This window comes from Cohaesibacter sp. CAU 1516 (genome assembly GCF_005771485.1).
GTDB lineage: Bacteria > Pseudomonadota > Alphaproteobacteria > Rhizobiales > Cohaesibacteraceae > Cohaesibacter > Cohaesibacter intestini.
In genome coordinates, this window is the sequence record NZ_VANT01000001.1 from 1 (window position 1) to 25595 (window position 25595).

Sequence of the window (25595 nt, forward strand, 5' to 3'; positions counted from 1 at the left end):
CTTATCCCGGTTATATTGAACCCGAGCGATATCATCCCAAGGCATATGACCCTCCATCTTCTCATCAAAGACGGTTGAATCACAACCTATTGATATCGCTCAACTACTTTTAAATCTGGCTCTTAGTAATTTGTTTGAATGTGGTATAGAACAGAAACACAACCGCATCAACCGCTTCATTCGGTAGATGGTATATAATTCAGGAGCTTAGTAAGATGAAGCAAGGTGAAGCTAAAGGAAAAATTACGCTGTGCGTTACAAGCTGTGGGCGTAAGGATCTTTTGGCAAGAACACTGGATAGTTTTGTCCCATCCCATACAAATAACTTAAGCAGAATGCTTGTTATAGATGACGCGAATAGTTTGGAAGTGAAGCTTTGGGTGGAAGAAAACTATCCTGATATCGAGGTTATTCTAAACGATACGCAACTGGGGCAAATGAAGTCGATCGACAAGCTGTATCAGGGCGTTGATACTGAATTTATTTTTCATGGTGAGGATGATTGGCTTTTCGGTGGAGAAGATACGATTCCGTCCTGCATGAAGGTGCTCGAGGCTGAACCGGATGTCAGCGTTGTATGTGTTCGGAAAATCTCAGATCTTCAGCAGCGCTTTCAGGACAACTGCCTCCGAAAGGAAGTTGATGGCGTCTCCTATGCATTGATGCCCTTGGATATCCATCCTGAATGGCTCAGTTTTTCCTTTAACCCTAGCCTCACCCGCCTCAGTCTTTGGAAAAAGTATGGCCCCTATGCAGAATATGTAACGGAAGAGCGCATAAGCATTGTAATGAAACGAGATGGTCTCATGGTGGCGTTTCTGGATCCGGGTTCATGTTACCACATCGGCGATGGCCAGCATGTTGATGACCCTGAACAGCCAATTCGGGCAAAAACACTGCCTCAAAGAATGAAGCGCTCGGTCATGAAGCGCGTCAAACGGCTTCAACGAAAACTCGGGCATGACGTTTAACTTGTTGAATTGGCGCTTCTATTTTGATCAGATCCCTTTGAGTGGTCCGGGTAGAAGGTCAATCCATTGCTGGTTTTTGTTCCTTCTCCTTGATGGCTTCAAGGGCTAGAGGGTGAGCCGATATTGGCTGACTATTGATTGTTTTGGCGTCTTTGTGGCCTTGTTGGTTTTTGCGTATCCTTGTGAAGTCAATCAGCTGTTCTGGGGAAGCTTTAATGCGTCGCCCCACTTGAACAGATGCTCGCGATCCGTTGGCAGCTCAACAGCTTCATCACCGCAAAAGGTCAGAAAATCCGCCAGATTGAGGTCATTAACACCGACCAGCACGGGAATGTCCTGCATGACAGCCTGTGCGATCACGTCACGAAAGCCGCGTCCCTGGGCTTCCTGTTTGCCGAATTTGTTGAGGATCAGCAGATCGGCCTGATCGAGGCGGGCCGTGGTTTGCATCACAGCCTCTTCCAGCGCCGATGGATCGAGGTGGCAGCCCCGCGAGTTTGGTCCGAGATCTTGCGAAATCCGGATGATGTCACCGTCGGGCAGAATGCGCACATCCATATCGCATTTATGGCTTTTGGGGCGCGGGGTGTTGGTCTGGATGGTGCCAACAACGCGAAACCCTTGCGCCAGCAGGTGATGGGCGAAAAGATCAAACAGCTCATTGGTGCCGCCGCGTTGCAGGCTGCGAATATAGGCGATGGTCATCGAAGGGGATCTCTTGGGCGATTGCTGGGGCGTGAAGGGCGGTCAGGCGGGTCCGGTGCGCAGAGTGGGTTCCCCAGCGCCCCGGCATTGGTTGATCGATCGGCTTCAAATCACTTCTTCATGGCAGCCTTGGCGTCTTCGATGTCGCGCTTCTGTGGCTCGATGTCGCCATTCTTGACCATATCAGCAACAAGCTTGCGATAGGCGTCGAGATAGTCGGGCGGCAGATCATGGGCAATGCCCTGATGGCAATCGATGCAGGTCATGCCGTCATCAAGCGCCTTCTGGTGGTTATCGGCTGCCCGATTTTCCTGCATGGTGAAGTCCATAAAATCAAAGGCGTGACAGTTCCGACATTCTTGACTGTCATTCTTCTTCATGCGTGCCCATTCATGGGTGGCCAGATTGATGCGCTCCGCCTTGAACTTCTCCTCTGTCCAGATAGAGCGCGTGATGAAGTGGCCATAGAGCTCCTTGGAGGCCTGAATCTTGCGGATCATCTTTGCTCCCCATTCCTTGGGAACGTGGCAGTCCGGGCAGGTGGCACGGACGCCGGAGCGGTTATTCTGGTGGATGGTGCCCTGATATTCGGCATAAACATTGTCTTCCATCTCATGGCAAGAGATGCAGAAGCTCTCGGTGTTGGAGAGTTCCAGTGCCCAGTGAAAGCCCCCCCAGAACAGAATCCCGACAATGAAGCCGCCAATGGTCAAAAAGCCAAGTGAATAGGAGACCGAGGGTTTGGAGACGAACCGCCAGAGGCGTTTGAGGAAGCCCGCTTTCCCGGCCTGGTTATCTTGGGCATGGTTATCTTGATCAGCCATGTTCAATGTTCCTTACAAGCGGTGCGTCAGTTGGATTTCCCGAAGGTATTTTCAACCAGTTCTGGGGCATTGGCCTGTGGCACATGGCATTGGTTGCAGAACCAGCGGGTGCCGGCGATGGTGTCCAGCTGGTTGCCTTCCCGGTCCAGATAATGGGTCATGGACAGGGTTGGGGCGCCACGGTCGCCGGCGTTGGTCCAGTCGTGGCAGGACAGGCACTCATTGGCCGCCAGATCAATCTGATATTGGGCGATGGTGTGCGGGATCAGCGGTGGCTGCTGGCGATAGTTGCGAACAAATCGGTTTTCATCTTGATGGAAGACCTGTTCCGCTGGCGGTTGCTCGTCAAGCGCTGCACCGCGCAAGCTTTCCACCTTGCCTGGTTTGTTCATCTGCTGTGCAATGGAAAAGCTGCCCAGTGCGAGCGAAATAGACACTGTAAGAATGCCGATAAGGCTATGTTGTTTCATTTCTCTTCCTCCTTCGCCTGGTTAGGCAGCTTCTGTCGCCTTATGCGCAAGTTTGGATTTTCCTGAGGTCCGCCCCGGGCTGGGGCGTTGGTCAAATCGATGGGTAAACTGGAAAACAGACACCGAACAGACGTCGATGCAGCGCCCGCAATTGGTGCAATCGCGGGATAGGATGATGGGTGTGTCTTCGCTTCTGCCACGCAGGGCGGGCGTGATGACATGCATTTCCGGGCAAACCGCGAAACAATCCATACAATCGTCGCAGGCGGCGCGGTCGGTGGCGGACACGCGTAGCAGGGCCTTGCTGCCAAGCAAGCCGTAAAAGGCCCCGACTGGACACAGATGACTGCACCAGCCCCGCCGGGCCAGCAGGACATCGAACAGGAAAATGCCAATCACGAAGGTCCATGCAAAGCCAAGCCCGAAAACCAGTCCACGATGGAGCATGGTGATGGGGTTGACGAGTTCGAAGGCCAGCGTTCCGGCCATGGCCGAGGCAATGAGGATCGCGGTCAGCATGAAATAGCGCGTGTTGGCCTTTGGCTGCCAGCCTTTGGGCAAGCCCAGCCAGTCATGCAGCCAATGGGATGCGTCGGTCACAATATTGATCGGGCATACCCAGCTGCAATAGACGCGCCCGCCAATCAGTGCATAGGTCACAGCCACGATCAGCGCCCCGACAAGGGCGGTTTGTTCCGGCCAATGGCCAGCCAGTGCGGACTGCAGAAGCATCAGGGGGTCAGCCAATGGCAGGATGTCGAGCGTCATCGATGCAGCAAGGTTGCCCTTGACCCACCAGATGCCGAACCATGGACCGATCAGGAACAGGGCTAGGAAAAGCAACTGGGTGGTGCGACGCAGAAGCAGATATTTGTGGGCGGCGAGCCAGCCCTTCAATTCGATGGCTTCGGATCCGACCGGGCTTTGGGTTTTTGCGCTCATTGCCCCTTACTCCCCTGTGGCAAGGAGAAGGTCGGCTTGAATTCCTGTTCAAAGCCGCCGGGCGCCTTGAGATTGTCGGTTCCCGGACCGGGCAGTCGATCTGGCAGATCGATCAGTTCATCGACGATTTTCTCGCGATTTTCCCAGCCAAGACGATAATGCTCGGCCGGTTCCACCCGTGCCAGTCTGGTCGGCAGCACCCGGATTGCGGATTCTCCGGGTAGGACGCAGGATTTCTCGCATTTGCCACAGCCGGTGCATTTGTCAGCATGAACCGTGGGCATGAAGATCGCATGATGGCCGGAGCGGGCATTGTGGGATTGTTCGAGCGTGATGGCTTCATCAATCAGCGGGCAAACGCGATAGCAGACATCGCAACGCAATCCCAAGGCGTTGAGGCAATGCTCCTCATCAATCAGTACGGCAACGCCCATATCCGCGTCATCAATCACGTCGAGAGCCGGATCCAGTGCTCCGGTCGGGCAGGCCACGACACAGGGAATGTCATCGCACATCTCGCAAGGAATGGTCCTTGCCGTGAAAAAGGGCGTGCCCGTTGCTGCTGCATCGCGGCCAAGCTCGGCCAGTGTCAGCGTGTCATACGGGCAGTCACGAACACACAGACCACACCGGACGCAAGCGGCAAGGAACGCCTCTTCCGCCAGAGCGCCGGGCGGTCGGATGGCTGTGGTGGGCAAAGCTTGGGCTTCTTTTGTCAACCAGGCCAGTCCCATGCCCGCCAGCGCACAGCCTGCCGAGCCGCGGGCCACTTCGGTCAGGAAGCGACGGCGGTCCGGGTTGGCAGATTTTTTCGCGTTGGTGGACATGGTGTTTCTCTTAGGTCAAAAGATCTGGCGTCAAGGGATCAGGCGCGATCGACTTTGCAGGCGCATTTCTTGAAGTCTGTTTCCTTGGAAATCGGGCAGGTTGCATCCAGCGTCAGCTTGTTGACCAACTGGCCTTCATCGAACCAAGGGAAGAAGACAAGGCCGCGCGGCATCTTGTTGCGACCACGGGTTTCCAGACGGCTGTTCACTTCGCCGCGGCGGGTTGTGATGGTGATCTCCTGTCCGCGCCGCAAGCCCCGCTCCTTGGCATCTTCGGGATGCATGAAGACAACCGCACTCGGGAAGGAGCGATGCAGCTCTGGCACGCGCCGGGTCATGGAACCTGAATGCCAGTGCTCGAGCACGCGGCCCGTTACCAGCCAGAGGTTATAATCCTCATCCGGTTCCTCGGCGGCTGGCTCAAACGGAGCGAAAATGATGTTCGCCTTGCCATCGGGCTTGCCGTAGAATTTGACCCCTTCGCCTTCTTTCACATAAGGGTCATAGCCTTCGCGGAAACGGTAGAGCGTCTCTTTGCCATCAACCACCGGCCAACGCAGACCACGGGCCTTGTGATAGGTGTCAAATGGTGCCAGATCGTGGGCCTTGCCGCGACCAAAGGCGGCATATTCCTCAAACAGGCCTTTCTGGACATAGAAACCGAAATACTCGCTTTCGTCATTGTCGAACCCTTCCGCGGTTTCAGTCAGCGGATATTTGTCGACCTGTCCGTTGGTAAACAAAATCTCATACAGGGTCTTGCCCTTGTAATCGGGGTTGGCATCGAGAATCTCGGCAGGCCAGACTTCTTCAGCGGTGAAGCGCTTGGAAAACTCAATCACCTGCCAGACGTCGGAGCGTGCCTCGCCGGGAGCCTTGACCTGCTGGCGCCAGAATTGGGTGCGGCGCTCGGCATTGCCATAGGCCCCTTCCTTCTCGACCCACATGGCGGTTGGCAGGATCAGGTCGGCGGCCAAGGCGGTAACTGTCGGATAAGGGTCCGAGACGACAATGAAATTGTCCGGATTGCGATAGCCGGGATAGCCTTCCTCATTCATGTTCGGCGCGGCCTGCATATTGTTGGTGCATTGCACCCAATAGGCGTTGATCTTGCCGTCTTTCAGCAGGCGATGCTGAAGCACGGCATGAGCGCCGACCTTGCCATTGAGCAGGCCTTTTGGCAGCTTCCATTTTTCTTCTGAATAGGTGCGGTGCTTTTCATTGGCCACCACAAGATCAGCGGGCAAACGGTGGGCAAAGGTGCCGACTTCACGCGCCGTGCCACAGGCAGAAGGCTGGCCGGTCAGGGAGAAAGGCGAGTTGCCGGGCTCGGCGATTTTTCCGACCAAAAGATGGACGTTATACATCAGGGAATTGACCCAAGAGCCACGGGTATGCTGGTTGAAGCCCATCGTCCAGAGCGACATCACCTTGCGGTTCGGATCAGCATATTGCTGGGCCAGCCGTTCCAGCTTGGCAGCCGGCACACCGGACAGTTCTGCCGCTTTCTCCAAGGTATATTCGGAGACATATTCCTTGTATTCCTCGAACGAGATCTTCTCGAGTTTGCCGTGCTTGCCTTCGTGAGCCGGGTTGGTAGCGGCCTGTTCCAAGGCATGCTCGGGGCGCAGGCCATAGCCGATGTCAGTGTTGGTCTTGGTGAAGTTGACGTTGGCGTTGACGAAGTCCCAGTTCACCGCATTGTTCTGGATGATATAGTTGGCGATGTAATTGAGGATCGCCAGATCCGTCTGTGGCACAAAGATCATGCCATTGTCGGCCAGCTCGAAAGAGCGGTGTTCGAAGGTGGACAGCACATGCACCTCGGCACCCGGCTTGGTCAGACGGGTGTCGGTGAGGCGTGACCAGAGAATGGGATGCATCTCGGCCATGTTGGATCCCCAGAGCACGAAGGTGTCTGCATGCTCAAGGTCGTCATAGCAGCCCATTGGCTCATCGATGCCGAAGGTGCGGATGAAGCCAGCGACGGCGGACGCCATGCAGTGACGGGCGTTGGGGTCGATATTGTTGGAACGGAAGCCGCCTTTCATCAATTTCGATGCGGCATAGCCCTCCCAGACGGTCCACTGGCCAGAGCCGAACATGCCCACACCATCCGGGCCCTTGTCTTTCAGGGCTGCTTTCCATTTCTCGGCCATGATATCAAAGGCTTCATCCCACGAAACCGGGGTGAATTCACCATTCTTGTCATAGACGCCGTTGCTCTTGCGCAGCATCGGGGTGGTCAGGCGGTCCTTGCCATACATGATCTTGGACAGGAAGTAGCCTTTGATGCAGTTCAGGCCCCGGTTGACCGGTGCGTCCGGGTCCCCTTGCGTTGCGACCACGCGGCCCTCTTTGGTGCCGACCAAAACCGAGCAGCCGGTGCCACAGAAGCGGCAGACCGCTTTGTCCCAGCGGATGTCCGGACGGCCAATCTGGGCGCTTGCGGCCTGTGGCAAAGCGATGCCAGCGGCTGACGCAGTCGCGGTGGCAGCAGTTGCTTTCAGAAGATTACGACGGGTGGTGTCAAGTGTCATGTCTGTGCCTCCTCAGAGTGCAGAAGCCGCAGCCTCTTGTGGGCCGAGCGGTTCGAAATGGTGATAGGTGAGAGTGATGGTCAGCACGCCTGGAATTTGGTGCATGGCCATGATCGTGTCCGAGGCCTTCTGGTCCCCGATGTCTTCGACCGTGACGACGAGGCGTCCGTCTTCATGGGCATGGACCTCACATCCAGCCATAGCCTCGATTGCGCCGATCACCCGATCGGCCTCAGCGGGCATGACATGGACGAGGCATCCGCAAATGTTAAACATGGACTATCCTCGCTGGCTTGGTTGTTCGTAAAATTGAATGGACTGGGATGGGCACGGGGCAGCGCATTCGCCGCAGCCGGTGCACCTGTCGGGATCGATGGTCGGGACGGACCGTCCTCTGGTCATGAGATGAAAGTGGATGGCCTGATGATCGCAATGATCCTCACAGGTGCGGCACATGACGCCATTGAAGGAAAGGCAGGTGGCATTCACCTTGGCGCGGATTGCCCAACTGGTTGCGGGCAAGATCGCTTGCGGCTCGCACGCCTCGGCGCATTCCCCACAGAACAGGCAGGCACCATTGCTCAGGTCGACTTTGGGTAATCCCTCTGGATCACGGCCAATGATCCCGGTCGGACAGACCGCGAGGCATGCATCGCATCGCGTGCAAAGCTCGGCAAATTGCTCCACCGCTCCGGGTGGTCGCAACGATATTGCGGCCTTGAGCTTTCCGCGAAAGAAAGCTCTTTTGCTGATTTGGTCCTGCATACGGGCCGGTCCTCCCGTTGCGAGCCATACCACCAGCCCCAACTGCGAAAATTGATTTTTGTTAATGTGAGCTAATCAAAAATCCTCTTGGCTCTGGTTATTTCCGAATTACTTTGAAAAATCAGACCTCTATGATCTCTAGTAAAATAGTATAAGAGGTGCAATTTTTGCTGAAATTATGGGCAGACTTGGCGATCTGATTTTTTCAGTTATTTCGTACAAAAATAGGGCGTAACCTATTTCGGCGGGTTGCAAGTTGCGTTCACCTGCATTTTTCGAAAGGCGGTCACGGCTGACAGAAAACGGTCAAAAATTCTGATTGTTGCGATAAGCGCTAACAATTTTTCCATTTATTTGGATTTGTTGATCGATGATTTCCAAATTTTCAAAGCGCGTTGCGGGATGCGTTTTTCCAGCTTCAAGCTTTCTTTGCCTGTTGCACTGAAGATCATGCTTCAGTCTGTGAAATCTGTCTGGCAAATCCTGCGCATAGCCTTTTACTGGTGATCAAAAATTAATCATCTTAGATTCAGAAATGATGAAAAAAAAGGCATATTTTTCATCATGTCCATTAAGGGATCTGGCTGGAGTATAAAGGGTGTTTTAAGTGGTTTTGCTGGGGCATGCTTGGGACCTTGCTGATGGGCTGGGTATCGTCCAACACCCGCGCCAGTTATTGTCCTTGGCAGAAATGCTTCAACCATATTCTGGTGCGCTCATCGTCGCGTTCATCGTAAGCCTTGATGGCCTGCCAAATGTCTTCATAGGCGCTGTCGTCACGGCCTCTTGCTCTGAAAGGCCGCCCTCGAGTTGGTCGCTGGAATTGAGTTTGAGGGCGACGGGGAAGCGACTGCCAACTGCGCTGCGAACTGTCTCGATGTTTTTCAGAAGCAGGCGCATGCGGTTGGCAAGAGAGCCGCCATGCATCGTCGATGCGGTTGGTGAAGGGCGGTGACCGGAATTGGCTCAGCAGAAAGCCATGGGCTGCATGGATCTGCACCCCTCCCAACTTCCGCCGCGAACTTTGGCTCGCGGCGGTTTTTTGTTTTTGGGGAGCAACAGGATTGGCGGCTTCTGCTTGCCTTTATCCAAGCGCGGCAATCGCTGCCTTGACGCCCTGTTGCCGGATCGCTTCATAGGCGTCGATCAGGCTGGACTTCAATGCTGCATTGTCCGCCAGCTTTTGGGGGAAGATGCCGGTCTTCTGCATCAGATCGCTGACAATTGCTTCGACTCCGTCTCCCTTGGCAAGGATCTTGAGCTTGTCGGCCATCGGGTCTGATACCTCGATTGGCTGACCGTTCAGATCGGTGCCGCTGACATAGAGCATCCAGCCTGCCACGAGCATTGCCAGTCGTGGGAAGGGGGTGCCGTGATCGAGATGGTGGGCGATGGATTCAAGCGCGCGCTGAGGCAGTTTCTGGCTACCATCCATGGCGATCTGCCAGGTCCGGTGTCGGATCGACGGGTTGCAATAACGAGCGATCAGGATATCCGCATAATCTTCCAGATTGACGTCACCCGGAGCCTCGAGTGTTGGTGCCTGTTCCAGCACCATTAGATCACGGGCGGCTTTTTTGAAGACCGGATCTCCCATCGTGTCCGCGATGGTCTCATGGCCTGCCAGATAACCCAGATAGGCGAGGAAAGAGTGGGAGCCGTTGAGCATCCGCAGCTTCATATTCTCAAAGGGTAGCACATCCTTGGTGAAGGTTGCGCCCGCCTTGTCCCAATCCGGGCGACCGGAGACGAAATCGTCCTCGATGACCCATTGGCGGAATGGCTCGCACAAAATGCCAGCCGGATCCTCATAGCCTAGCACATCTGCGAGCATGCTGTGGCTTTCCGGTGTCATGGCAGGCACGATCCGGTCGACCATGGTGGAGGGGAAGCGGGCTTCGGCTTCAATCCATGTCGCCAGATCCGCATCAATGGCGGCGGCGAAGTCAAGCACGGCACGTTTTACCATGTGACCATTGGACGGGAGATTATCACAGGACAGGATGGTGAAAGGCTTTTTGCCTGCCTTGCGGCGGCAGGCAAGACCGGCAGTCAGAACGCCGATTACGGTTTTGGGATTTTCAGGGTCGGCCAGATCGGCCTTGACCATGGCATTGTCGACATCCAGACCGCCGTCGGAAGCCAGCGTATAGCCTTTTTCCGTCACGGTGATCGAGACGATCTCGATCGGGTCTTCGCTAATGGCCTCGATGATGGCTTCGGGGCCGCAATCGGCCATGTGGCGATGATCGATGACAGATCCGATGACCCGGGCTTTGCGGTTGTCTGCGCCATTCTCAACGACGCTATAGAGATAGTCGCGGCTCTTCAGGGCATTGAGTGGTGCGGTCGGTCCCATCAGTTCGATTTCCCGATAGGCCCAGTTGGTGGCGCCCATCCCGATCAACTGGTCGGTATAGACGGCCTGATGGGCGCGATGGAAGGCGCCGAAGCCGATATGACACATGCGAACGGCCAAGGAAGATCGGTCGTAGTCTGGCAATGCAACATCAGGATTTGGATTTTGGGGGAAGGGGAGGCTTGTCATGGGGTGAGGCTCGCAAAAAAAAGGGGGCGAGGAGCCAACTCGTTTGTGATGCCTGTAGACACATCAAACGGGAAATCTGCTCCTCACCTTAAGGGAGGGTTCTCAATGGGGCTCTAGCCAAAGGCCCAATTGGGTAGGAAAAGCACGATTTCTGGAACGAACAGCAACAGCAGGACCAGACACAGGATTGCCAGCAGGAAGGGCAGGCTTTCCTTGACATATTCATCAATTGGCGTGTCGAGCAGACTGCAGACCGTGAACATGGCCACCCCGACGGGCGGTGTCATGGAGCCAAGCGTGACGATGGTCATCATCAGAATGCCGAAATGGACCGGATCGACCCCGGCACTCTTGATCACCGGCACGAAGATCGGGGTCAACAACAGCACAAGAATGGTGCTCTCGAAGAACAGGCCCGAGATCAGCAGAAAGATCAGAATGACACCAACGATTAGATGCGGCTCGGAAATCGAGCTGAGCAGGAAGCCAGCAACCGACTGAGGCACCTGCATGAAGATGATGGCAAAGCCGATCATGCCACTCATCAGAATGATCAACATGATCATGCCAATGTCGCTGAGTGCATGGCCAAAGGCCCGTTTGGCGGCCTCAAAGGTCATGATGCCATGGGCGAAACGGCCGATAGCAATGGCATAAACCACCGCGAAGGCCCCGACTTCGGACGGGGTGAAAATGCCGCCGCGGATGGAAATGATCAGCAGGACCGGAAAGAGCAGGGCCCATTTGGCGTCCCATGCTGCCACGCCGACGTCGCGCGCGGTGGGTTTCTCCGCGGCATCGATGACATAGTTGCGTTTCTTGGCGATCAGAAAGGCAGCAACCATCAGGAACAACATCATCAAGAGGCCGGGAACCACGCCCGCAAGGAACAGACGACCAATGGAGACCTGCCCGACATAGCCATACAGGATAAGTCCGATGGATGGCGGGATGGTTGCGGTGATCAGCGAACTGAGTGCGATCACGGAGGCCGTGTATCCCTTGGTGTAGCGGTTGGCGAGCATCTGAGGCCCAAGAATACGGGCCTCCATGGCTGCATCGGCCACCGCTGAGCCGGACACACCGCCCATCAGTGTGGAGAGAAAGATCGACACCAAAGCCAGGCCACCGGACATCCAGCCAAGGGCGACCTTGGAAAAGCGGAACAACCGTTCGGTGATGTCACTCTCATTCATCAGGTGACCCGCCAGCACGAAGAAAGGCACCGCGAGAAGAGGGAAGCTCTGGGATACCGTGGCGATTTTCTGAACACCAATGGATACAGGCATCACATCGGAGGTGAGGAAGAAGACAAAGCCGGAAATGCCAATGGCGAAAGCCACCGGGGCGCCGAGGATCATCAACAGAAAGAAGATAAATGCAATCAAGGCCATGGCTCAGAGCTCCGTTGATGTCTTGTCTGTCGCAGCGTCTTGGGCGGAGGATTTGCGAATGAAGATAAGCTGCTGATTTTCAGGCCCCGATCGCCAGGAGATGATCAGATTGGACAGGATTGAAATGGAGAGCAGGATCGAGCCAACGGGGACGGCAATGGTCACCCAGGCATAGGAAAGGCCGGAATCCCCGAAAATCCGCTGCCAGTTGAGCATGGTCAAGCGATATCCCTCTTTGGCCAACAGCAGCAAAAAGCCGATAAAGACCAGAGCCAACGCCGTTTCAATCAGCCTGCGTGGACCAAACGGGAAGAGGCGGACCAGATAGTCAACACCCAGATGAACACGCTCGCGCATGGCACGCGTCGCGCCAATAAAACACAGCCAAATGAACAGCAATTGGGCCAGATCCACCGACCAGATCAACGGATGGCCGAAAAAGCGCATGACTGCCGCGATGAAGACCAGCACCGTGATGATGGCCAACAGGATTGCTCCCACGGCAAATTCTATTTTTCCCAGAAAACCCGGCATGACTGCCTCGCCTTTCTACGGGATCGGTGTCTTCGCTGATTTGGCACGCAATCCCGGATGGTGTTTTGAACGCGCTCCCTATGGCCACGTTATCGGGCTCGACAGGATGGCGATACTCTAACCGCCGCGAAGGAAAACTTCGCGGCGGCCGCTGGTTCAAGTCTGCGGGAGGATTATTTTGACGCCATGGCGCGAAGCGTGTCACGCAGGTCGCCATAACCCAGATCGTCATAAACCTTGGCAGTGGCGTCCTTGAATGGGGTCACGTCGACGGCGCGGACGGAGATGCCTTTGGCTGTGAGGGCTTCTTCGATGCCAGCAAGGGCATCCTGGGTGCCATAAGAGGCGATATCACCTGCCTTCAAGGCTTCGTCGCGCAGGATTTTCTGCAGATCTGCTGGCAGGCTGTCATACCAGTCAGCCGAGGTGACCATGCCGGTGATCAGGTTGATATGACCGGTTTTGGTGACGTGGGTGATGACTTCGTCGAGTTTCGCGCCGACGATGGCCGGGAACTGGGCTTCTGCGCCATCGATCACGTTGGCGGAAAGAGCAGAATAGACTTCACCCCAAGGCATCGGGGTTGGCGTTGCGCCCATGGCAGCAATGGTGCCGGTCCAGACAGGGGCACCTGGCGTGCGCATGCGGATGCCGTTGAGGTCCGCTGGTACATTGACTTCCTTGTTGGTCAGCAAGTGGCGTTCGCCCTGCCACCAGTTGAAGCTGAGAATCTGATGGCCGGAATTGTCATGCAGTTTCTTGACCCATTCTTCAAACAAGTCAGAGGTGACGACCTTGCGGATGCCATCATAGCCGGATGCGAGGAAAGGCGCGCCAAGCACGCCGAGTTCTTTCTGGAAGACCGCAAGACGGCCACCATCAACAATCACGGCAACAGGAGCGCCAGCGCGGGCCTGTTCGAGCACGTCTTCATCAGGACCCAACTGGGAGTTCGGGAAGAGTTTGACTTCCAGACGACCCTCAGAGGCTTCCTTCATGTTGCTCTGGAAGGCTTCCAGACCTTTGTAGAGAGGATCAGACGTGGCAAGCGCCGTATTGATGCTCAGCGTGTAATCTGCAGCCATGGCTGTCGAGCCAAGCAAGCTGGCCATTGCACCTGCGAGAATGAGTGTGCCAAGTGTTTTCTGTTTCATCAGGTTTCCCTCCCTGTTGATTGGTAATCGGGGGTCAGTTGCCCCCAGGCTCAAATAGTTCAGGCTTTTGTTGCGCAATTGTTGGTAGATCATTGATGATCCGCCGTAGGTGAGTGCGCATGGCCTGCTCTGCAGTTGCGCTATCACGATCGGCAATAGCGACCGTGATTGCACGATGTTGCTCGACCAGCTTTGCTATATTTTGCTGGCCAAGACTGAGATATCGAACACGATCCATCTGTGCCTTCTGGCTTTGAATAACGGCCCAGGCTCCAGCCTTTTTGGCGGCTTCGGCGAGGGTTTGATGGAACAGTTCATCGAGTTCGATGAAGGCGTCAGGATCACCTTGTTCGACTGCCTTTTGTTGTTGGGCAATCTGTCGACCAAGCGTGCGGTCGAGGCTGGCTTCATGCTCTTGAGCAACAAGTTTAACGATGTCAGCTTCAATCGCTTCACGCACGAAGCGCGCATCCATCACAGCATTGATGGAGATCTTGCGCACAAAGGATCCGCGGTTTGGCAAGACATTCAAGAGGCCGTCATTGGCAAGCTTGATGAAGGCCTCGCGAACAGGTTGTCTGGAGACGGCAAATCCGGTTGCCAGTTCGGCTTCCGACATGCGGCTCCCCGGTGACAGTTGATTGCAGATAATCTGCTGTCGCAGAATCTGATGGATCTGCGGTGCCACGGGCAAGCGCAGGTCAATCTCTGTCTGTTCGAGCATATCCATCGATGTCATTAGGTCCTCCAATTGCTAACCACCATACCGGTATACCACCATACTTGTCAACCGGCGTTGGCTGTGTTACGAATCTTGTATTCATTCGAAGCCCGGCGTGGCTCCTTTTTGCATCTCTGCCTTTCTAGCCCGTTTCGAATGCACTTGCCCCCTCAAAAAGCTTGAAAGGAATTTTGACTTTTGAGGGTGCCAACAAGACAGAGCAGGAGGCATAAATGCGTCAGACGTGGCGTTGGTTTGGTCCGCAGGACCGAGTAATGATCGAGGATATGCTGCAGGCAGGCGTAGAGGGCGTTGTCAGCGCGTTACACCACGTCCCGAACGGCGATGTCTGGACACCCGAGGAAATCGCCAAGCGCCAGCAATTGATCGCCCGTTGCTCGGATGGCTCGGCCTCCGGTCTTGCTTGGGACGTGGTGGAAAGCCTGCCGGTTTCCGAGGATATCAAGAAGCAGAAAGGCGACTGGCGCACCCATATTGCCAATTACAAGCAGAGCATGAAGCATCTGGCTGACGCCGGCATCGAGATCATCTGCTACAATTTTATGCCGGTGCTGGATTGGACGCGAACAAATCTGGCCTACCGCTTGCCAACCGGTGCGACATGCATGCGGTTTGACTTCATCGATTTCGCGGCGTTTGATCTGTTTATTCTGGAGCGCAAAGGTGCGAAGGACGATTTTCCCGAAGACGTGATCGAAGCAGCGAAAGAGCGGTTTGCCAAGCTGGATGATGCGGCAAAGGTCGAATTGGCCGAATCCATTATCTTTGGCTTGCCCGGCGATGCAGAAGCCCCGTCGATGGAAAAGGTCCGGGCGAATCTGGCTGAATATGACGGGATCTCGGAAGAGCGACTGCGCTCCAACTTTGTCGACTTTCTTGAAGAAATCGCGCCACTTGCCCAGAGCCTTGGCATGCGGTTTGGATGTCATCCGGACGATCCGCCTTTTGGCTTGTTGGGGTTGCCTCGGGTCATGTCGAAGGAAGCGGATTACAAATATCTGATGGATGCAGTCGATATTCCCGCCAACGGTATCACGCTATGCTCCGGGTCTCTGGGCGCGCGGCCGGATAATGATCTGCCGGGCATGATGGAACGCCTAGGCGACAGGGTGCATTTCTTACATCTGCGCAATGTGGTGCTGGAAAGCAGTGATATCAAAGGTTCCTTCTACGAGGCCGAGCATCTGGGGGGGCATGTGGATATGGTTGCCTTGATGAAGGCTGCTCTGGCCGAGGAAGAAAGACGGCGGGCGCAGGGGCGCAAGGACTGGTCCATTCCGTTCCGTCCAGATCACGGGCTCGATATTCTCGATGATCTCAAGCGTCAGGCCCAGCCGGGCTATCCGGCGATCGGTCGCTTGAAAGGCCTTGCCGAGTTGCGTGGCATCATGGTTGCGCTGGAGCATGGTTGATCCACAGGACATTCTTTGCTGTCGCTTGGGTAAATGATTGAAAAACCCCGCACCCTTCATGATAAAGGGTGCGGGGTTTATTGGTTGTCAGGGCCATGTCTGATCCCGCCATCCGCATCTGATGGGAGGTCGGGGCGTTACCCTTCGTCGCTCAGATGACCGGCTAGGAATCTCAACACCTTGGTTGCCGTCAGCTCACCAACGATGTTGCCATGTTTGACGACACCGATCGGGTTGTCATTGTTTGCCAGCGTGTCGAGCATGTCGGCCAGCAGGGTTTCTGCCGGGACGGTTTCTTCGTAGCTTTCGGCTTGCGGTTTCTTCATGGCGTCACTGGCACGCAAAATGGCGAGCGGATTCATGTGCGCGACGAAGTCCGACACATAATTATCGGCCGGTCTTGAGAAGATCTCGCGCGGCGTCCCGATCTGGGCGATGTGTCCGCCTTCCAGAATGGCGATGCGGTTGCCCAGTTTGAAGGCTTCGTCGAGATCGTGACTGACGAACAGAATGGTGCGCTTGAGAGTTTCTTGCAGGTCGAGCAATTCATCCTGCAGTCTGTTGCGGATCAGGGGATCAAGCGCCGAAAAAGGCTCATCCATCAGCAGAATAGGCGCGTCGGTGGCAAAGGCGCGGGCAAGGCCAACGCGCTGTTGCATCCCGCCGGACAATTCGGCGACCTGACTGTCGGCCCAGTCTTCAAGTCCGACCAGCGCCAGTTGCTCGATTGCCTTTTCTCGGCGCTGTTTCTTCGGAATGCCGGACAGTTCCAGCCCCAGTGCGACATTTTCCACCACGCTCCGCCATGGCAGCAGGCCGAATTGCTGGAATACCATCGCAATGCGGTTGCTACGGATATGACGCAGTTCCCTTGGCGAAGCTGCGGTGACATTGATGATGGAGCCTCCGTCATCCACATGCACCGCACCGCGCACCACAGGATTCAATCCATTCACTGCGCGCAGTAAGGTCGATTTGCCCGAGCCGGACAGGCCCATCAGGACAAAAATTTCACCCTGATGAACCTCAAAGGAGCAATCATGGACGCCCATGACCTGATCGGTCTGTTCCTGAATACTGTTGCGATCCAAGCCTTCGTCCATCAAGGGCAGGGCCTGCTCGGGATGGTCGCCAAACACGATCGACACATTGTCGAATTTTATTGCGGGCGTCATTGGTCACTTTTCCTATGCAGCATGCGATCGAGAATGATGGCGACAACGACGATGATGAAGCCGCTTTCAAAGCCAAGGCTGGTATTGACCTGATTGAGGGCGCGGACCACCGGCACGCCCAGTCCGTCCGCACCGACCAGCGCAGCAATGACGACCATGGAGAGGGCGAGCATGATGGTCTGGTTGAGGCCCGCCATGATCTGCGGCATGGCATGGGGAATTTCGGCCTTGAACAGGACATCCCGGTTCGAGCCACCAAAGGCGCGCACGGCCTCGACCAGACTGTCCGGGGTTGAGGAAATACCCAGTTGGGTCAGGCGAATGGGGGCGGGCAGGACGAAGACCACCGTCGAGATCAGGCCGGGCACCATGCCGATGCCGAAAAAGACAATCGCCGGGATCAGATAGACGAAGGTCGGCAAGGTCTGCATCAAGTCAAGAATGGGGCGCAGGATGGCGTAGAAATGCGGCCTGTGGGCGGCCATGATGCCAATGGGAACGCCGATGGCCATGCAGACGCTGCACGATGTCAGGACAAGGGTCAGACTCTCGGTCGTTTCCTGCCAGTATCCCTGATTGAGAATGAAGAGAAAGCCAAGACCGACCAACAGGCAGGTCTTCCAGTTGCGTTGGAAAAGCCATGTCAGAGCGACAAAAATGGCTATCACGATAAGGGGGTGGGGGGCGTTCAGCAGCCAGAGGATGGTGTCAATGATGGTTTCGAGGAAGATAGAAAGGAGATCTAGTCCCTCTTCGGCATGGGTGCGCACCCATTCAAAGATTGCGCTCGCGACATCGCCGACGGGTATTTTATGCTCATAGAGCCAGTCCACAATAGGGGTTCCTTCTTTCAGCGGGAGGATTGATTGACTGCAATGATGCGATTTCTTGCTGTGGCAAGTGCGCTGTTGCAGATCTCCGGCCGGATATGACAAGCCCCGCACGAAGCGGGGCTTGGTGATGATTTGGTATCAGAGGCCCAGAGCCGATTTGACGGCGGGCAGGGCTTCCTTGCCATCGATGGTCTTAACACCATCCAACCAGCCATCGAGAACGGCTGGATTGGCTTTGAGCCATTTTGCTGCCGCGTCTTCGGCTTTTTCGCCATCATTGAGGATTGCACCCATGATCTCGTTTTCCATGGCAAGGGAGAATTCCAGATTGGTCAGCAGTTTACCAACATTGGGGCATTCCGCAACATAGCCTGCGCGGACGTTGGTATAGACGGTCGCGCCACCAAAATTCGGGCCGAAATAGTCGTCGCCACCAGACAGATAGGTGAGATCGAAGTTGGCATTCATCGGATGCGGTTCCCAGCCCAGAAAGACAATCGGCTTGTCGCGTTTGCTCAGACGGCCAACCTGGCTGAGCATGCCCTGCTCGGAGCTTTCACGCACCTTAAAATCCTTGAGGCCAAAGGCATCTTTTTCGATCATGTCCATGATCAGGCGGTTGCCGTCATTGCCCGGCTCGATGCCGTAGATGGCACCCTTCAGTTCATCGGAGAATTTGGCGATAGAGGCAAAATCCGTGATGCCAAGCTTGGCGCCTGCCGCATTGGTCGCGAGGGTGTATTTCGCGCCTTCAAGGTTGGCACGAACGGTCTCAACCGTTCCCTTCTCGCGGTAGGGCTTGATGTCGGCTTCCATGGTCGGCATCCAGTTGCCGAGGAAAATATCAACGTCTCCCTCCTGCAAAGAAACATAGGTCACTGGCACCGACAGGACGCGGGTGTCGGTCTTGTAACCCATTGCATTGAGAACCGTGGACGTGGCTGCAGTGGTTGCCGTGATGTCCGTCCAGCCAACATCTGAGAATGTCACTGTGGAACAATCGGCAAAAGCTGAAGCAGTGGAAAGGGCAAAGATGGAGGCGGCGACAGCCAGTTTCATGGAAGGTCTCGCTTTCAATTGTGTGGATGGTGACTATTGATAGTTATTGATTGACTGGTTAATAAATAACAGGCTAGAAGAAATTTGCAACCCACTTTGCAGGATAATGGCATTGGCGAGAAAAAGCGAACAGGAACGACGGGCAGAGCTGATTGCTGCGACCATACGAGAGGTCGCCGCCGTTGGGTCGCTGGATGTGACCACCAGTCAGATTGCCAAAAGCGCAGGTGTGTCATCAGGTCTGGCTTTTCATTATTTCAAGGACAAAAACAGCCTGTTTCTGGCAGCCATGGCGCACATTCTGACGCGCTATGGTCAGGATGTGCGACGGGGACTGGCTGAAGCCCGCACGCCGCAAGAGCGCCTTGCGTCTATTGCGCGGGCCAGTTTCAACAATCGCAATTTTACCAAGGAAGCCATCCATGCCTGGTTGATCTTTTATTCGCTGGCTTTGCGATCCCCGGCCGCGCGGCGGTTGCTCTATATCTATCAAAGGCGGCTGCACAGCAATCTGGTTTACAATTTGCGCCCCCTGATCGGCGAGACTGCACCGGATGTCGCCCGACGCATTGGCGGTCTGATTGATGGTCTCTATTTGCGCTATGCGCTGGATACGTCATCAGACGACAATCAGGCGGCGTCTGAGCATGTCTTGCGGGCCATCGCGGCCGAGTGCACCGAGATTCACGAAAATGAGGAAATATCCATCGATGAGGCCGACCCAAGCCCGATGGCTCCCATTGCCAAGCCCCCGTTGGTCGGGGGACAGGAGTAGACTTATATGACATTGGCTTATCAGCCCAGAGCCAGCCACTTTGTGGATGGGCAATATTGTGAAGACTCCACCGGAGCTGCCATCGAGGTGGTCTATCCGGCCACCGGCGAGACCATTGCGCAGGTTCACAGCGCCTCCACCGCGATTGTCGAACAGGCCATTGTTGCCGCTGAGGCCGCTCAGAAAATGTGGGCAAAACTGTCTGGCACAGAGCGGGGCCGGGTTCTGACCCGTGCCGCACAGATCCTGCGTGAGCGCAATCGTGAGCTGTCGGAAATCGAGACCCATGACACGGGCAAGCCTTTGTCGGAGACCCTTGTTGCCGATGCAGCGTCCGGTGCGGATGCGCTTGAATATTTCGGTGGCCTCGCAGGCACGTTGACCGGCGAGCATATTCCGGTTGCCGGGGGTGACTTTGTCTATACGCGCCGCGAAGCGCTTGGGGTCTGTGTCGGGATCGGTGCCTGGAACTATCCGATTCAGATTGCCTGCTGGAAAGCCGCACCGGCTTTGGCTTGCGGCAATGCGATGATCTTCAAGCCGTCCGAAGTGACCCCGCTTTCTGCCTTGAAGTTGGCCGAGATCCTGATCGAGGCCGGTGCCCCTGCTGGCCTGTTCAATGTGGTGCAAGGCTATGGGGATGTCGGCGCGGCCTTGGTGGCAGATCCGCGCATTGCCAAGGTGTCGCTGACCGGATCTGTGCCCACGGGGCAGAAGGTCTATGCCAGCGCGGCTTCGGGGCTCAAACATGCCACGATGGAGCTGGGCGGCAAATCGCCGCTGATCATTTTCGATGATGCCAATCTGGACAATGCGGTGTCCGCTGCGATCAATGGCAATTTCTATTCGACCGGTCAGATTTGTTCCAATTCGACCCGTGTCTTCGTGCACGAGTCCATCAAGGATGTGTTTCTGGCTCGCCTGTCCAAACGGATGGAATTGGCCATCATCGGCGATCCGATGGATGAGGCAACCACCATCGGGCCGATGGTCTCAGAGCGTCAACGCGCGATCACTCTGGGCTATATCGACAGAGGCCTTGAAGAAGGTGCAACCTTGGTCGCCGGTGGCAAGGCCATTGACGGGGCCGGTTATTATATCGAGCCGACGGTGTTCGCTGACGTGACCGATGAGATGACCATCGCGCGGGAAGAAATTTTCGGACCCGTCATGTCTGTTCTGTCCTTCCGGGATGAACAGGAGGTTGTCGATCGGGCGAATGCGACCGCATTCGGTCTGGCGGCAGGCGTCTTTACCAGTGATCTGACCCGGGCTCACCGCGTTGTCGAGCGGTTTGAAGCCGGGACTTGTTACATCAACACTTTTAATCTGACCCCGGTCGAGGCGCCGTTTGGTGGCGTCAAGATGTCGGGTGTCGGGCGTGAAAATTCCAAGGCCGCGATTGAGCATTATAGCCAGTTGAAGTCGGTTTATGTCTGTCTTGGTGATACGGAGGCTCCCTTTTGATGCGCGCGGATTATGTAATTATCGGGTCCGGTTCTGCCGGTAGTGCGACGGCCTATCGGCTTGCCGAAGCAGGCAAATCGGTGATCGTCATCGAACAGGGTGGCACGGATATTGGTCCCTTTATCCAGATGCCAGCTGCTCTGTCCTATCCCATGAACATGCCCATTTACGATTGGGGCTTCAAAAGCGAGCCTGAGCCCCATCTGGGTGGCCGGTCGCTTGTGACGCCTCGGGGCAAAATCATTGGTGGCACATCGTCGATCAACGGCATGGTTTATGTGCGCGGTCATGCCTGTGATTATGACGATTGGAACGAGAATGGCGCGTCTGGTTGGTCCTATGCGGATGTGCTGCCCTATTTCAAACGCATGGAGCAATGGCATTCCGGTGGCCATGGGGGGGATGCCGACTGGCGTGGCAAGGACGGCCCGCTGCATGTTTCGCGGGGGCCGCGCGACAATCCGCTGGTTTCCGCCTTTGAAGAAGCCGGTCGTCAGGCTGGCTATCAAATGACCGCGGATTACAATGGCGAGAAGCAGGAGGGCTTTGGCCCGCTTGAGGCCAATATCTGGAAAGGCACCCGTTGGTCTTGCGTCAAGGCCTATCTCAAGCCTGCGCTTCAAGGCGGTAAATGCGAACTGGTCAAGGCTTTTGCCCAGAAAATTGTGATTGAGGATGGCAAGGCGACGGGCGTCGAAGTCCACCGGCGCGGCCAGACCGAAGTGATCCATGCCAATTGCGAGGTTATCGTCGCTGCATCCTCCATCAACTCGCCCAAGCTGTTGATGCTGTCCGGCATTGGCCCTGCGGCGGAGCTGGCGGCGCATGATATCGACATCGTTGCGGACCGGCCCGGTGTCGGCAAGAATCTTCAGGATCATCTGGAGCTTTATATCCAGCAGGCCTGTATCCAGCCGATCACCCTGTTCAAATACTGGAACCTGATTGGCAAGGCGCTGATCGGTGCGCAATGGCTGTTCACCAAAACCGGACTGGGCGCGTCGAACCAGTTTGAAAGCGGGGCTTTTGTCCGCACGGCCGCCGGGGTGAAATATCCCGACATTCAATTCCACTTCCTGCCCATCGCTGTGCGCTATGACGGGCAGGTGGCTGCCGAAGGCCATGGTTTTCAGGCCCATGTCGGGCCGATGCGGTCAAAATCCCGCGGCGAAGTCACCTTGCGTTCTGCAGATCCGCGACAGGATCCGAAAATTCTGTTCAACTACATGTCGCATGAAGAGGATTGGCGCGATTTCCGCACCTGCATTGAGTTGACCCGCGAACTGTTCGGGCAGGAGGCCTTTGCACCCTATCGCGGCAAGGAAATCCAGCCCGGTGCAGAGGTCACGTCTGAAGAGGCGCTCAATGACTTTATCCGTGAGCATGTAGAGAGTGCCTTCCATCCTTGCGGTACCTGCAAGATGGGAGCGAAAGACGATCCGATGGCGGTTGTCGACCCGGATCTCAAGGTCATTGGGGTTGATGGATTGCGGGTGGCAGACAGCTCCATCTTCCCGCAAATCACCAATGGCAATCTCAACGCCCCGTCCATCATGGTCGGCGAGAAAGCGGCCGATCATATCCTTGGCCAGATGTTGCCGCGCGATGAAAGCCAAGCCTGGATCCATCCAGATTGGCAGACCAGCCAGCGATAGTTCCACGCCCTTTCCCAAGGCGCAAAAAACACAGACGCGCCTTGGGATCTTGTCGGCCAGTCAGGCAGAAAGATGGTTCATCTTTTCACTGGACAGGCGCGATCAACAAGATCGCGGTGGTTTCTCCGCCTTTTCCTCCTTCATTTCGGGGCGTCTATAGCCCGATTACCCTTCGGCCTGATGGTTTTTTGACACTTGGTGTCAAAAGGTTGGCATTAGATGGGATGATACTATCCATGATTGTCAGTAGGGACTATCGGCTCGTCCAGGCTCGAACTTGTGTCGACGAAAGACGTCCGCCGCATCGGATAGAGGAGCTCATATCCCTATTGTGATGGGGCCCAACCCATTGAGGTGGATCACTTGTCCGCCATGTTTTTCAAGCACGTTTGGTTTTGAACAGCTATTTCCAAATTCAGCTGCGACATAATATCCTCAATGCAACGAAAAATTGGATAAGATGCATCTTGGAATGTTAAAATAGTATCGAACGCATGTCGGAAACTGCGTACGGTAAATTTGCATATCAAAGAGCGCCCAAGCTCTTTTCTGGGCAGGGTTTAACCTCAGCCTCGGTCTGATTTGGCCAAAATCTCCCGTTTTTGACGACAGTTTCTGATTTTCAATGGTTAATTATTCTTGAAAAGTTCATGTTTTATAATGGCTTGCGCGGATCGCCTATGCCAATATTCACAATGGCTGGTCAAAAAAGTATTATATAAAACTCCGTAGTGATGTGGAGTTATTGGAAATATCTGACCTATACTCGCTGACAAGACGACGATCGTTTGCACCCTTGGGAGGGGGTGGATTGGCGTTAATGGGAGGATAGGATGCAGCCAGATCTTGAGTTGGTGCATATTCGAAAAGGTGAGTCTTTTGCCGCCTGGCAGCACGGATATCCATTCCGCACTGTCCGCTGGCATTATCACCCGGAATATGAAATTCATCTCGTTGTTTCGACGTCCGGCAAATATTATGTCGGCGATCATATCGGCCAGTTCAAGCCTGGCCAGCTCGTCATGACCGGTCCCTATCTGCCGCAAAACTGGATCAGCGAGATTCCCGAAGGCAGCTTTCACCATCGCCGCAGTCAGGTCATCCAGTTCTCCGAACCCTTCATCGAAGATGCCATGGATGCCATTCCTGAAATGGCCTCTTTCCGTCCGATGCTTGAGCGGAGCCAACGTGGCCTTTTGTTCGACAACGAGACCGGCAATTCGATCGAGCCTGTGCTCAGCCAATTGGTGGATGCAACGGGGATCAAGCGGATTGCCCTGTTTTGCGAGATCGTCGACACACTGCTTCGGGCGCCGGAGCCGCAAGTTCTTGCCAGCCTCAACTTCCAGCTGGAAATGGGCGGGGCTGATGATACGGGCATCAATCGGGCGATCCATTTCCTGCGGGAAAATCTGACCAAGCCGATCACCGAAGCGGATCTTGCGGACCTGACCGGGCAGAGCCAAAGCTCCTTCTCGCGGTCCTTCAAGCGCCATACGGGCATGACGCTGGTGCGCTACAAGAACCAGCTCAGGATCGATCTGGCCTGTCACATGCTGCTGTCGGACGTCGACGCTCGCATCGCTGACATTTGTTACGATGTCGGCTTTGCCAACCTGTCCAACTTCAACCGACACTTCCAAAAGCTCAAGGGGATGTCCCCGTCGGAATTCCGAACCTCTTTTGCGGCGAATAATGTGGTCCGTATGACAGGGTAGATTTTTTAAAAACGCTTTTGATTTCAACCATGTCGCAGAATAACACTCTGCGCAAACGGGTAAGTATTGCCCACTTCACAAACGGGAGGAACCCAGATGAAGAAACTACTGAAAACCGTATCGGTCGCCGCTCTTGGCCTGATGGCTTCGACCATGATGTCTGCTGCCGCTGACGGCAAATTGAAAATCGGCATGACATTTCAGGAAATGAACAACCCTTATTTCGTTTCCATGCATGAAGCGCTGAAAGAAGCTGCGGCTTCGCTGAATGCTGATCTGGTTGTCACCGATGCGGGTCATGATGTCGCCAAACAGCTTTCCGATGTGGAAGACATGTTGCAGCAGGATATTGATATCCTCCTTTTGAACCCGACCGACAGCGCCGGCATCGAAGCCGCTGTGACCATGGCCAAGGAAGCGGGTGCCATCGTCGTGGCAGTGGATGCCAACGCCAATGGTCCGGTTGACACCTTCGTTGGGTCCAAAAACCGCGATGCAGGCTACATGTCCTGCAAATATATGGCTGAGGCTCTGGGTGGCAAAGGGGAAGTGGCCATTCTGGATGGTATCCCGGTGGTGCCGATCCTGCAACGCGTCGAAGGCTGCAAAGCCGCACTGGGTGAATTTGCCGATATCAAACTGGTCGATACACAGAATGGCCGCCAGGACCGTTCGGTTGCCCTTGGTGTTGTCGAGAATATGATCCAGTCCCATCCGAAACTGGCAGGGATCTTTTCCGTCAATGACGGTGGTGCCATGGGTGCGCTGGCTGCCATTCAGGGATCGGGTCGCGACATCAAGCTGACCTCGGTTGACGGTGCGCCTGAAGCCATTGACGCCATCAACAATGGCACGCCATTCATCGAAACCACCGCTCAGTTCCCACGCGATCAGATCCGCGTCGGTTTGGGCATGGCTTTGGCCCAGCTCTGGGGTGCTCGCGTTGTACCGTCTGAAGTGCCGATCGACGTTCGTGTGATCGACGCCAAGAATGCCAAAGGCTTCAGCTGGTAATCTGGACCTCCCAAGACCACTCCCGCCGCTTCTTTGGTGGGGGTGGTTCTCTCACTCCAACCTATTGGACT

23 protein-coding genes and 1 pseudogene are annotated in these 25595 nt (G+C 55.4%); 8 read left to right on the forward strand and 16 right to left on the reverse strand.

The window, feature by feature from the left end; genetic code table 11:
• Positions 1–215 precede the first annotated feature (215 nt).
• Positions 216–971, forward strand: coding sequence for a glycosyltransferase (locus FDK21_RS00005; protein WP_138147090.1), 756 nt, complete (start codon positions 216–218; stop codon positions 969–971).
• Positions 972–1163: 192 nt separating this feature from the next.
• On the opposite strand, the gene FDK21_RS00010 is transcribed toward FDK21_RS00005, so the two are convergent.
• From FDK21_RS00010 to FDK21_RS00040, 7 genes are all read right to left on the reverse strand, one after another.
• A complete protein-coding gene (locus tag FDK21_RS00010; RefSeq protein ID WP_114010589.1) occupies positions 1164–1676 on the reverse strand; it encodes a DUF2478 domain-containing protein in 513 nt (170 codons plus the stop codon).
• Between the two features lie 110 nt (positions 1677–1786).
• On the reverse strand, positions 1787–2500 hold the full coding sequence (locus FDK21_RS00015; protein ID WP_138147091.1) for a NapC/NirT family cytochrome c: 714 nt from the start codon (positions 2498–2500) through the stop codon (positions 1787–1789).
• A 26-nt stretch (positions 2501–2526) separates the two neighbouring features.
• Positions 2527–2970 carry a nitrate reductase cytochrome c-type subunit gene (locus FDK21_RS00020; RefSeq protein ID WP_114010591.1) on the reverse strand — a complete coding sequence of 148 codons (444 nt, stop codon included), beginning with the start codon at positions 2968–2970 and terminating at the stop codon, positions 2527–2529.
• Positions 2971–2991: 21 nt separating this feature from the next.
• Positions 2992–3912: a quinol dehydrogenase ferredoxin subunit NapH gene (gene napH, locus FDK21_RS00025; RefSeq protein ID WP_138147092.1), complete on the reverse strand. Its 921-nt coding sequence runs from the start codon at positions 3910–3912 to the stop codon at positions 2992–2994.
• Positions 3909–4739: a ferredoxin-type protein NapG gene (napG, locus tag FDK21_RS00030; RefSeq protein WP_138147093.1), complete on the reverse strand. Its 831-nt coding sequence runs from the start codon at positions 4737–4739 to the stop codon at positions 3909–3911. The genes napH and napG overlap by 4 nt, the downstream gene beginning before the upstream one ends.
• Positions 4740–4777: 38 nt before the next feature.
• On the reverse strand, positions 4778–7279 hold the full coding sequence (napA, locus tag FDK21_RS00035) for a nitrate reductase catalytic subunit NapA (protein ID WP_138147094.1): 2502 nt from the start codon (positions 7277–7279) through the stop codon (positions 4778–4780).
• Positions 7280–7291: 12 nt separating this feature from the next.
• Positions 7292–7555, reverse strand: a complete 264-nt coding sequence (locus tag FDK21_RS00040) for a chaperone NapD (protein ID WP_114010595.1) — start codon at positions 7553–7555, stop codon at positions 7292–7294.
• Between the two features lie 33 nt (positions 7556–7588).
• Between FDK21_RS00040 and FDK21_RS20860 the strand changes: the two genes are divergently transcribed.
• Positions 7589–7879 (forward strand): hypothetical protein, encoded by a 291-nt coding sequence (locus tag FDK21_RS20860; RefSeq protein WP_246657459.1) that lies wholly within the window; start codon positions 7589–7591, stop codon positions 7877–7879.
• 978 nt (positions 7880–8857) lie between these two features.
• On the opposite strand, the pseudogene FDK21_RS21050 reads toward FDK21_RS20860, so the two are convergent.
• The 6 genes and pseudogenes from FDK21_RS21050 to FDK21_RS00075 form a co-directional block, all read right to left on the reverse strand.
• Positions 8858–9047 (reverse strand): annotated as a pseudogene (locus tag FDK21_RS21050) (oxidoreductase); the annotation flags it as partial.
• A gap of 81 nt (positions 9048–9128) precedes the next feature.
• Positions 9129–10511: a mannitol dehydrogenase family protein gene (locus tag FDK21_RS00055; RefSeq protein ID WP_210238650.1), complete on the reverse strand. Its 1383-nt coding sequence runs from the start codon at positions 10509–10511 to the stop codon at positions 9129–9131.
• A 194-nt stretch (positions 10512–10705) separates the two neighbouring features.
• Positions 10706–11986 (reverse strand): TRAP transporter large permease, encoded by a 1281-nt coding sequence (locus FDK21_RS00060; RefSeq protein WP_114010609.1) that lies wholly within the window; start codon positions 11984–11986, stop codon positions 10706–10708.
• A gap of 3 nt (positions 11987–11989) precedes the next feature.
• The gene (locus FDK21_RS00065) at positions 11990–12520 is read right to left on the reverse strand and encodes a TRAP transporter small permease (protein ID WP_114010610.1); all 531 of its coding nucleotides are present in this window, start codon (positions 12518–12520) and stop codon (positions 11990–11992) included.
• A 173-nt stretch (positions 12521–12693) separates the two neighbouring features.
• Positions 12694–13674, reverse strand: a complete 981-nt coding sequence (locus FDK21_RS00070) for a C4-dicarboxylate TRAP transporter substrate-binding protein (RefSeq protein ID WP_114010611.1) — start codon at positions 13672–13674, stop codon at positions 12694–12696.
• A 34-nt stretch (positions 13675–13708) separates the two neighbouring features.
• The gene (locus FDK21_RS00075; RefSeq protein WP_138147905.1) at positions 13709–14404 is read right to left on the reverse strand and encodes a GntR family transcriptional regulator; all 696 of its coding nucleotides are present in this window, start codon (positions 14402–14404) and stop codon (positions 13709–13711) included.
• A 224-nt stretch (positions 14405–14628) separates the two neighbouring features.
• On the opposite strand from FDK21_RS00075, the gene uxuA reads away from it, so the two are divergent.
• On the forward strand, positions 14629–15828 hold the full coding sequence (gene uxuA, locus FDK21_RS00080) for a mannonate dehydratase (RefSeq protein ID WP_138147097.1): 1200 nt from the start codon (positions 14629–14631) through the stop codon (positions 15826–15828).
• A 137-nt stretch (positions 15829–15965) separates the two neighbouring features.
• Here the strand turns inward: uxuA and choV are convergent, their stop codons facing one another.
• The 3 genes from choV to FDK21_RS00095 form a co-directional block, all read right to left on the reverse strand.
• Positions 15966–17003 carry a choline ABC transporter ATP-binding protein gene (gene choV, locus FDK21_RS00085; protein ID WP_138147098.1) on the reverse strand — a complete coding sequence of 346 codons (1038 nt, stop codon included), beginning with the start codon at positions 17001–17003 and terminating at the stop codon, positions 15966–15968.
• Positions 17000–17836 carry a choline ABC transporter permease subunit gene (choW, locus tag FDK21_RS00090; RefSeq protein ID WP_114010614.1) on the reverse strand — a complete coding sequence of 279 codons (837 nt, stop codon included), beginning with the start codon at positions 17834–17836 and terminating at the stop codon, positions 17000–17002. The genes choV and choW overlap by 4 nt, the downstream gene beginning before the upstream one ends.
• 138 nt (positions 17837–17974) lie before the next feature.
• Positions 17975–18895, reverse strand: coding sequence for a choline ABC transporter substrate-binding protein (locus FDK21_RS00095; protein ID WP_138147099.1), 921 nt, complete (start codon positions 18893–18895; stop codon positions 17975–17977).
• A 112-nt stretch (positions 18896–19007) separates the two neighbouring features.
• On the opposite strand from FDK21_RS00095, the gene betI reads away from it, so the two are divergent.
• The 5 genes from betI (at position 19008) to FDK21_RS00120 (ending at position 25524) form a co-directional block, all read left to right on the forward strand.
• On the forward strand, positions 19008–19670 hold the full coding sequence (betI, locus tag FDK21_RS00100; protein ID WP_210238651.1) for a transcriptional regulator BetI: 663 nt from the start codon (positions 19008–19010) through the stop codon (positions 19668–19670).
• Positions 19671–19682: 12 nt separating this feature from the next.
• Complete coding sequence (gene betB / locus FDK21_RS00105; RefSeq protein WP_210238692.1) at positions 19683–21137, forward strand: betaine-aldehyde dehydrogenase; 1455 nt, start codon at positions 19683–19685, stop codon at positions 21135–21137.
• Positions 21137–22792 carry a choline dehydrogenase gene (gene betA / locus FDK21_RS00110; protein ID WP_138147102.1) on the forward strand — a complete coding sequence of 552 codons (1656 nt, stop codon included), beginning with the start codon at positions 21137–21139 and terminating at the stop codon, positions 22790–22792. The genes betB and betA overlap by 1 nt, the downstream gene beginning before the upstream one ends.
• An 833-nt stretch (positions 22793–23625) precedes the next feature.
• A complete protein-coding gene (locus FDK21_RS00115; RefSeq protein ID WP_114010619.1) occupies positions 23626–24510 on the forward strand; it encodes an AraC family transcriptional regulator in 885 nt (294 codons plus the stop codon).
• A 96-nt stretch (positions 24511–24606) separates the two neighbouring features.
• Positions 24607–25524, forward strand: a complete 918-nt coding sequence (locus FDK21_RS00120; protein WP_114010620.1) for an ABC transporter substrate-binding protein — start codon at positions 24607–24609, stop codon at positions 25522–25524.
• Positions 25525–25595: the final 71 nt, after the last annotated feature.

Excerpts from the sequence above, each read along its gene's own strand:
- FDK21_RS00005 (WP_138147090.1), top strand. The coding sequence starts at position 216 with ATGAAGCAAGGTGAAGCTAAAGGAAAAATTACGCTGTGCGTTACAAGC.
- FDK21_RS00010 (WP_114010589.1), bottom strand. The coding sequence starts at position 1,676 with ATGACCATCGCCTATATTCGCAGCCTGCAACGCGGCGGCACCAATGAG.
- FDK21_RS00015 (WP_138147091.1), bottom strand. The coding sequence starts at position 2,500 with ATGGCTGATCAAGATAACCATGCCCAAGATAACCAGGCCGGGAAAGCG.
- FDK21_RS00020 (WP_114010591.1), bottom strand. The coding sequence starts at position 2,970 with ATGAAACAACATAGCCTTATCGGCATTCTTACAGTGTCTATTTCGCTC.
- napH (WP_138147092.1), bottom strand. The coding sequence starts at position 3,912 with ATGAGCGCAAAAACCCAAAGCCCGGTCGGATCCGAAGCCATCGAATTG.
- napG (WP_138147093.1), bottom strand. The coding sequence starts at position 4,739 with ATGTCCACCAACGCGAAAAAATCTGCCAACCCGGACCGCCGTCGCTTC.
- napA (WP_138147094.1), bottom strand. The coding sequence starts at position 7,279 with ATGACACTTGACACCACCCGTCGTAATCTTCTGAAAGCAACTGCTGCC.
- FDK21_RS00040 (WP_114010595.1), bottom strand. The coding sequence starts at position 7,555 with ATGTTTAACATTTGCGGATGCCTCGTCCATGTCATGCCCGCTGAGGCC.
- FDK21_RS00055 (WP_210238650.1), bottom strand. The coding sequence starts at position 10,511 with ATGTGTCATATCGGCTTCGGCGCCTTCCATCGCGCCCATCAGGCCGTC.
- FDK21_RS00060 (WP_114010609.1), bottom strand. The coding sequence starts at position 11,986 with ATGGCCTTGATTGCATTTATCTTCTTTCTGTTGATGATCCTCGGCGCC.
- FDK21_RS00065 (WP_114010610.1), bottom strand. The coding sequence starts at position 12,520 with ATGCCGGGTTTTCTGGGAAAAATAGAATTTGCCGTGGGAGCAATCCTG.
- FDK21_RS00070 (WP_114010611.1), bottom strand. The coding sequence starts at position 13,674 with ATGAAACAGAAAACACTTGGCACACTCATTCTCGCAGGTGCAATGGCC.
- FDK21_RS00075 (WP_138147905.1), bottom strand. The coding sequence starts at position 14,404 with ATGGATATGCTCGAACAGACAGAGATTGACCTGCGCTTGCCCGTGGCA.
- uxuA (WP_138147097.1), top strand. The coding sequence starts at position 14,629 with ATGCGTCAGACGTGGCGTTGGTTTGGTCCGCAGGACCGAGTAATGATC.
- choV (WP_138147098.1), bottom strand. The coding sequence starts at position 17,003 with ATGACGCCCGCAATAAAATTCGACAATGTGTCGATCGTGTTTGGCGAC.
- FDK21_RS00095 (WP_138147099.1), bottom strand. The coding sequence starts at position 18,895 with ATGAAACTGGCTGTCGCCGCCTCCATCTTTGCCCTTTCCACTGCTTCA.
- betA (WP_138147102.1), top strand. The coding sequence starts at position 21,137 with ATGCGCGCGGATTATGTAATTATCGGGTCCGGTTCTGCCGGTAGTGCG.
- FDK21_RS00115 (WP_114010619.1), top strand. The coding sequence starts at position 23,626 with ATGCAGCCAGATCTTGAGTTGGTGCATATTCGAAAAGGTGAGTCTTTT.
- FDK21_RS00120 (WP_114010620.1), top strand. The coding sequence starts at position 24,607 with ATGAAGAAACTACTGAAAACCGTATCGGTCGCCGCTCTTGGCCTGATG.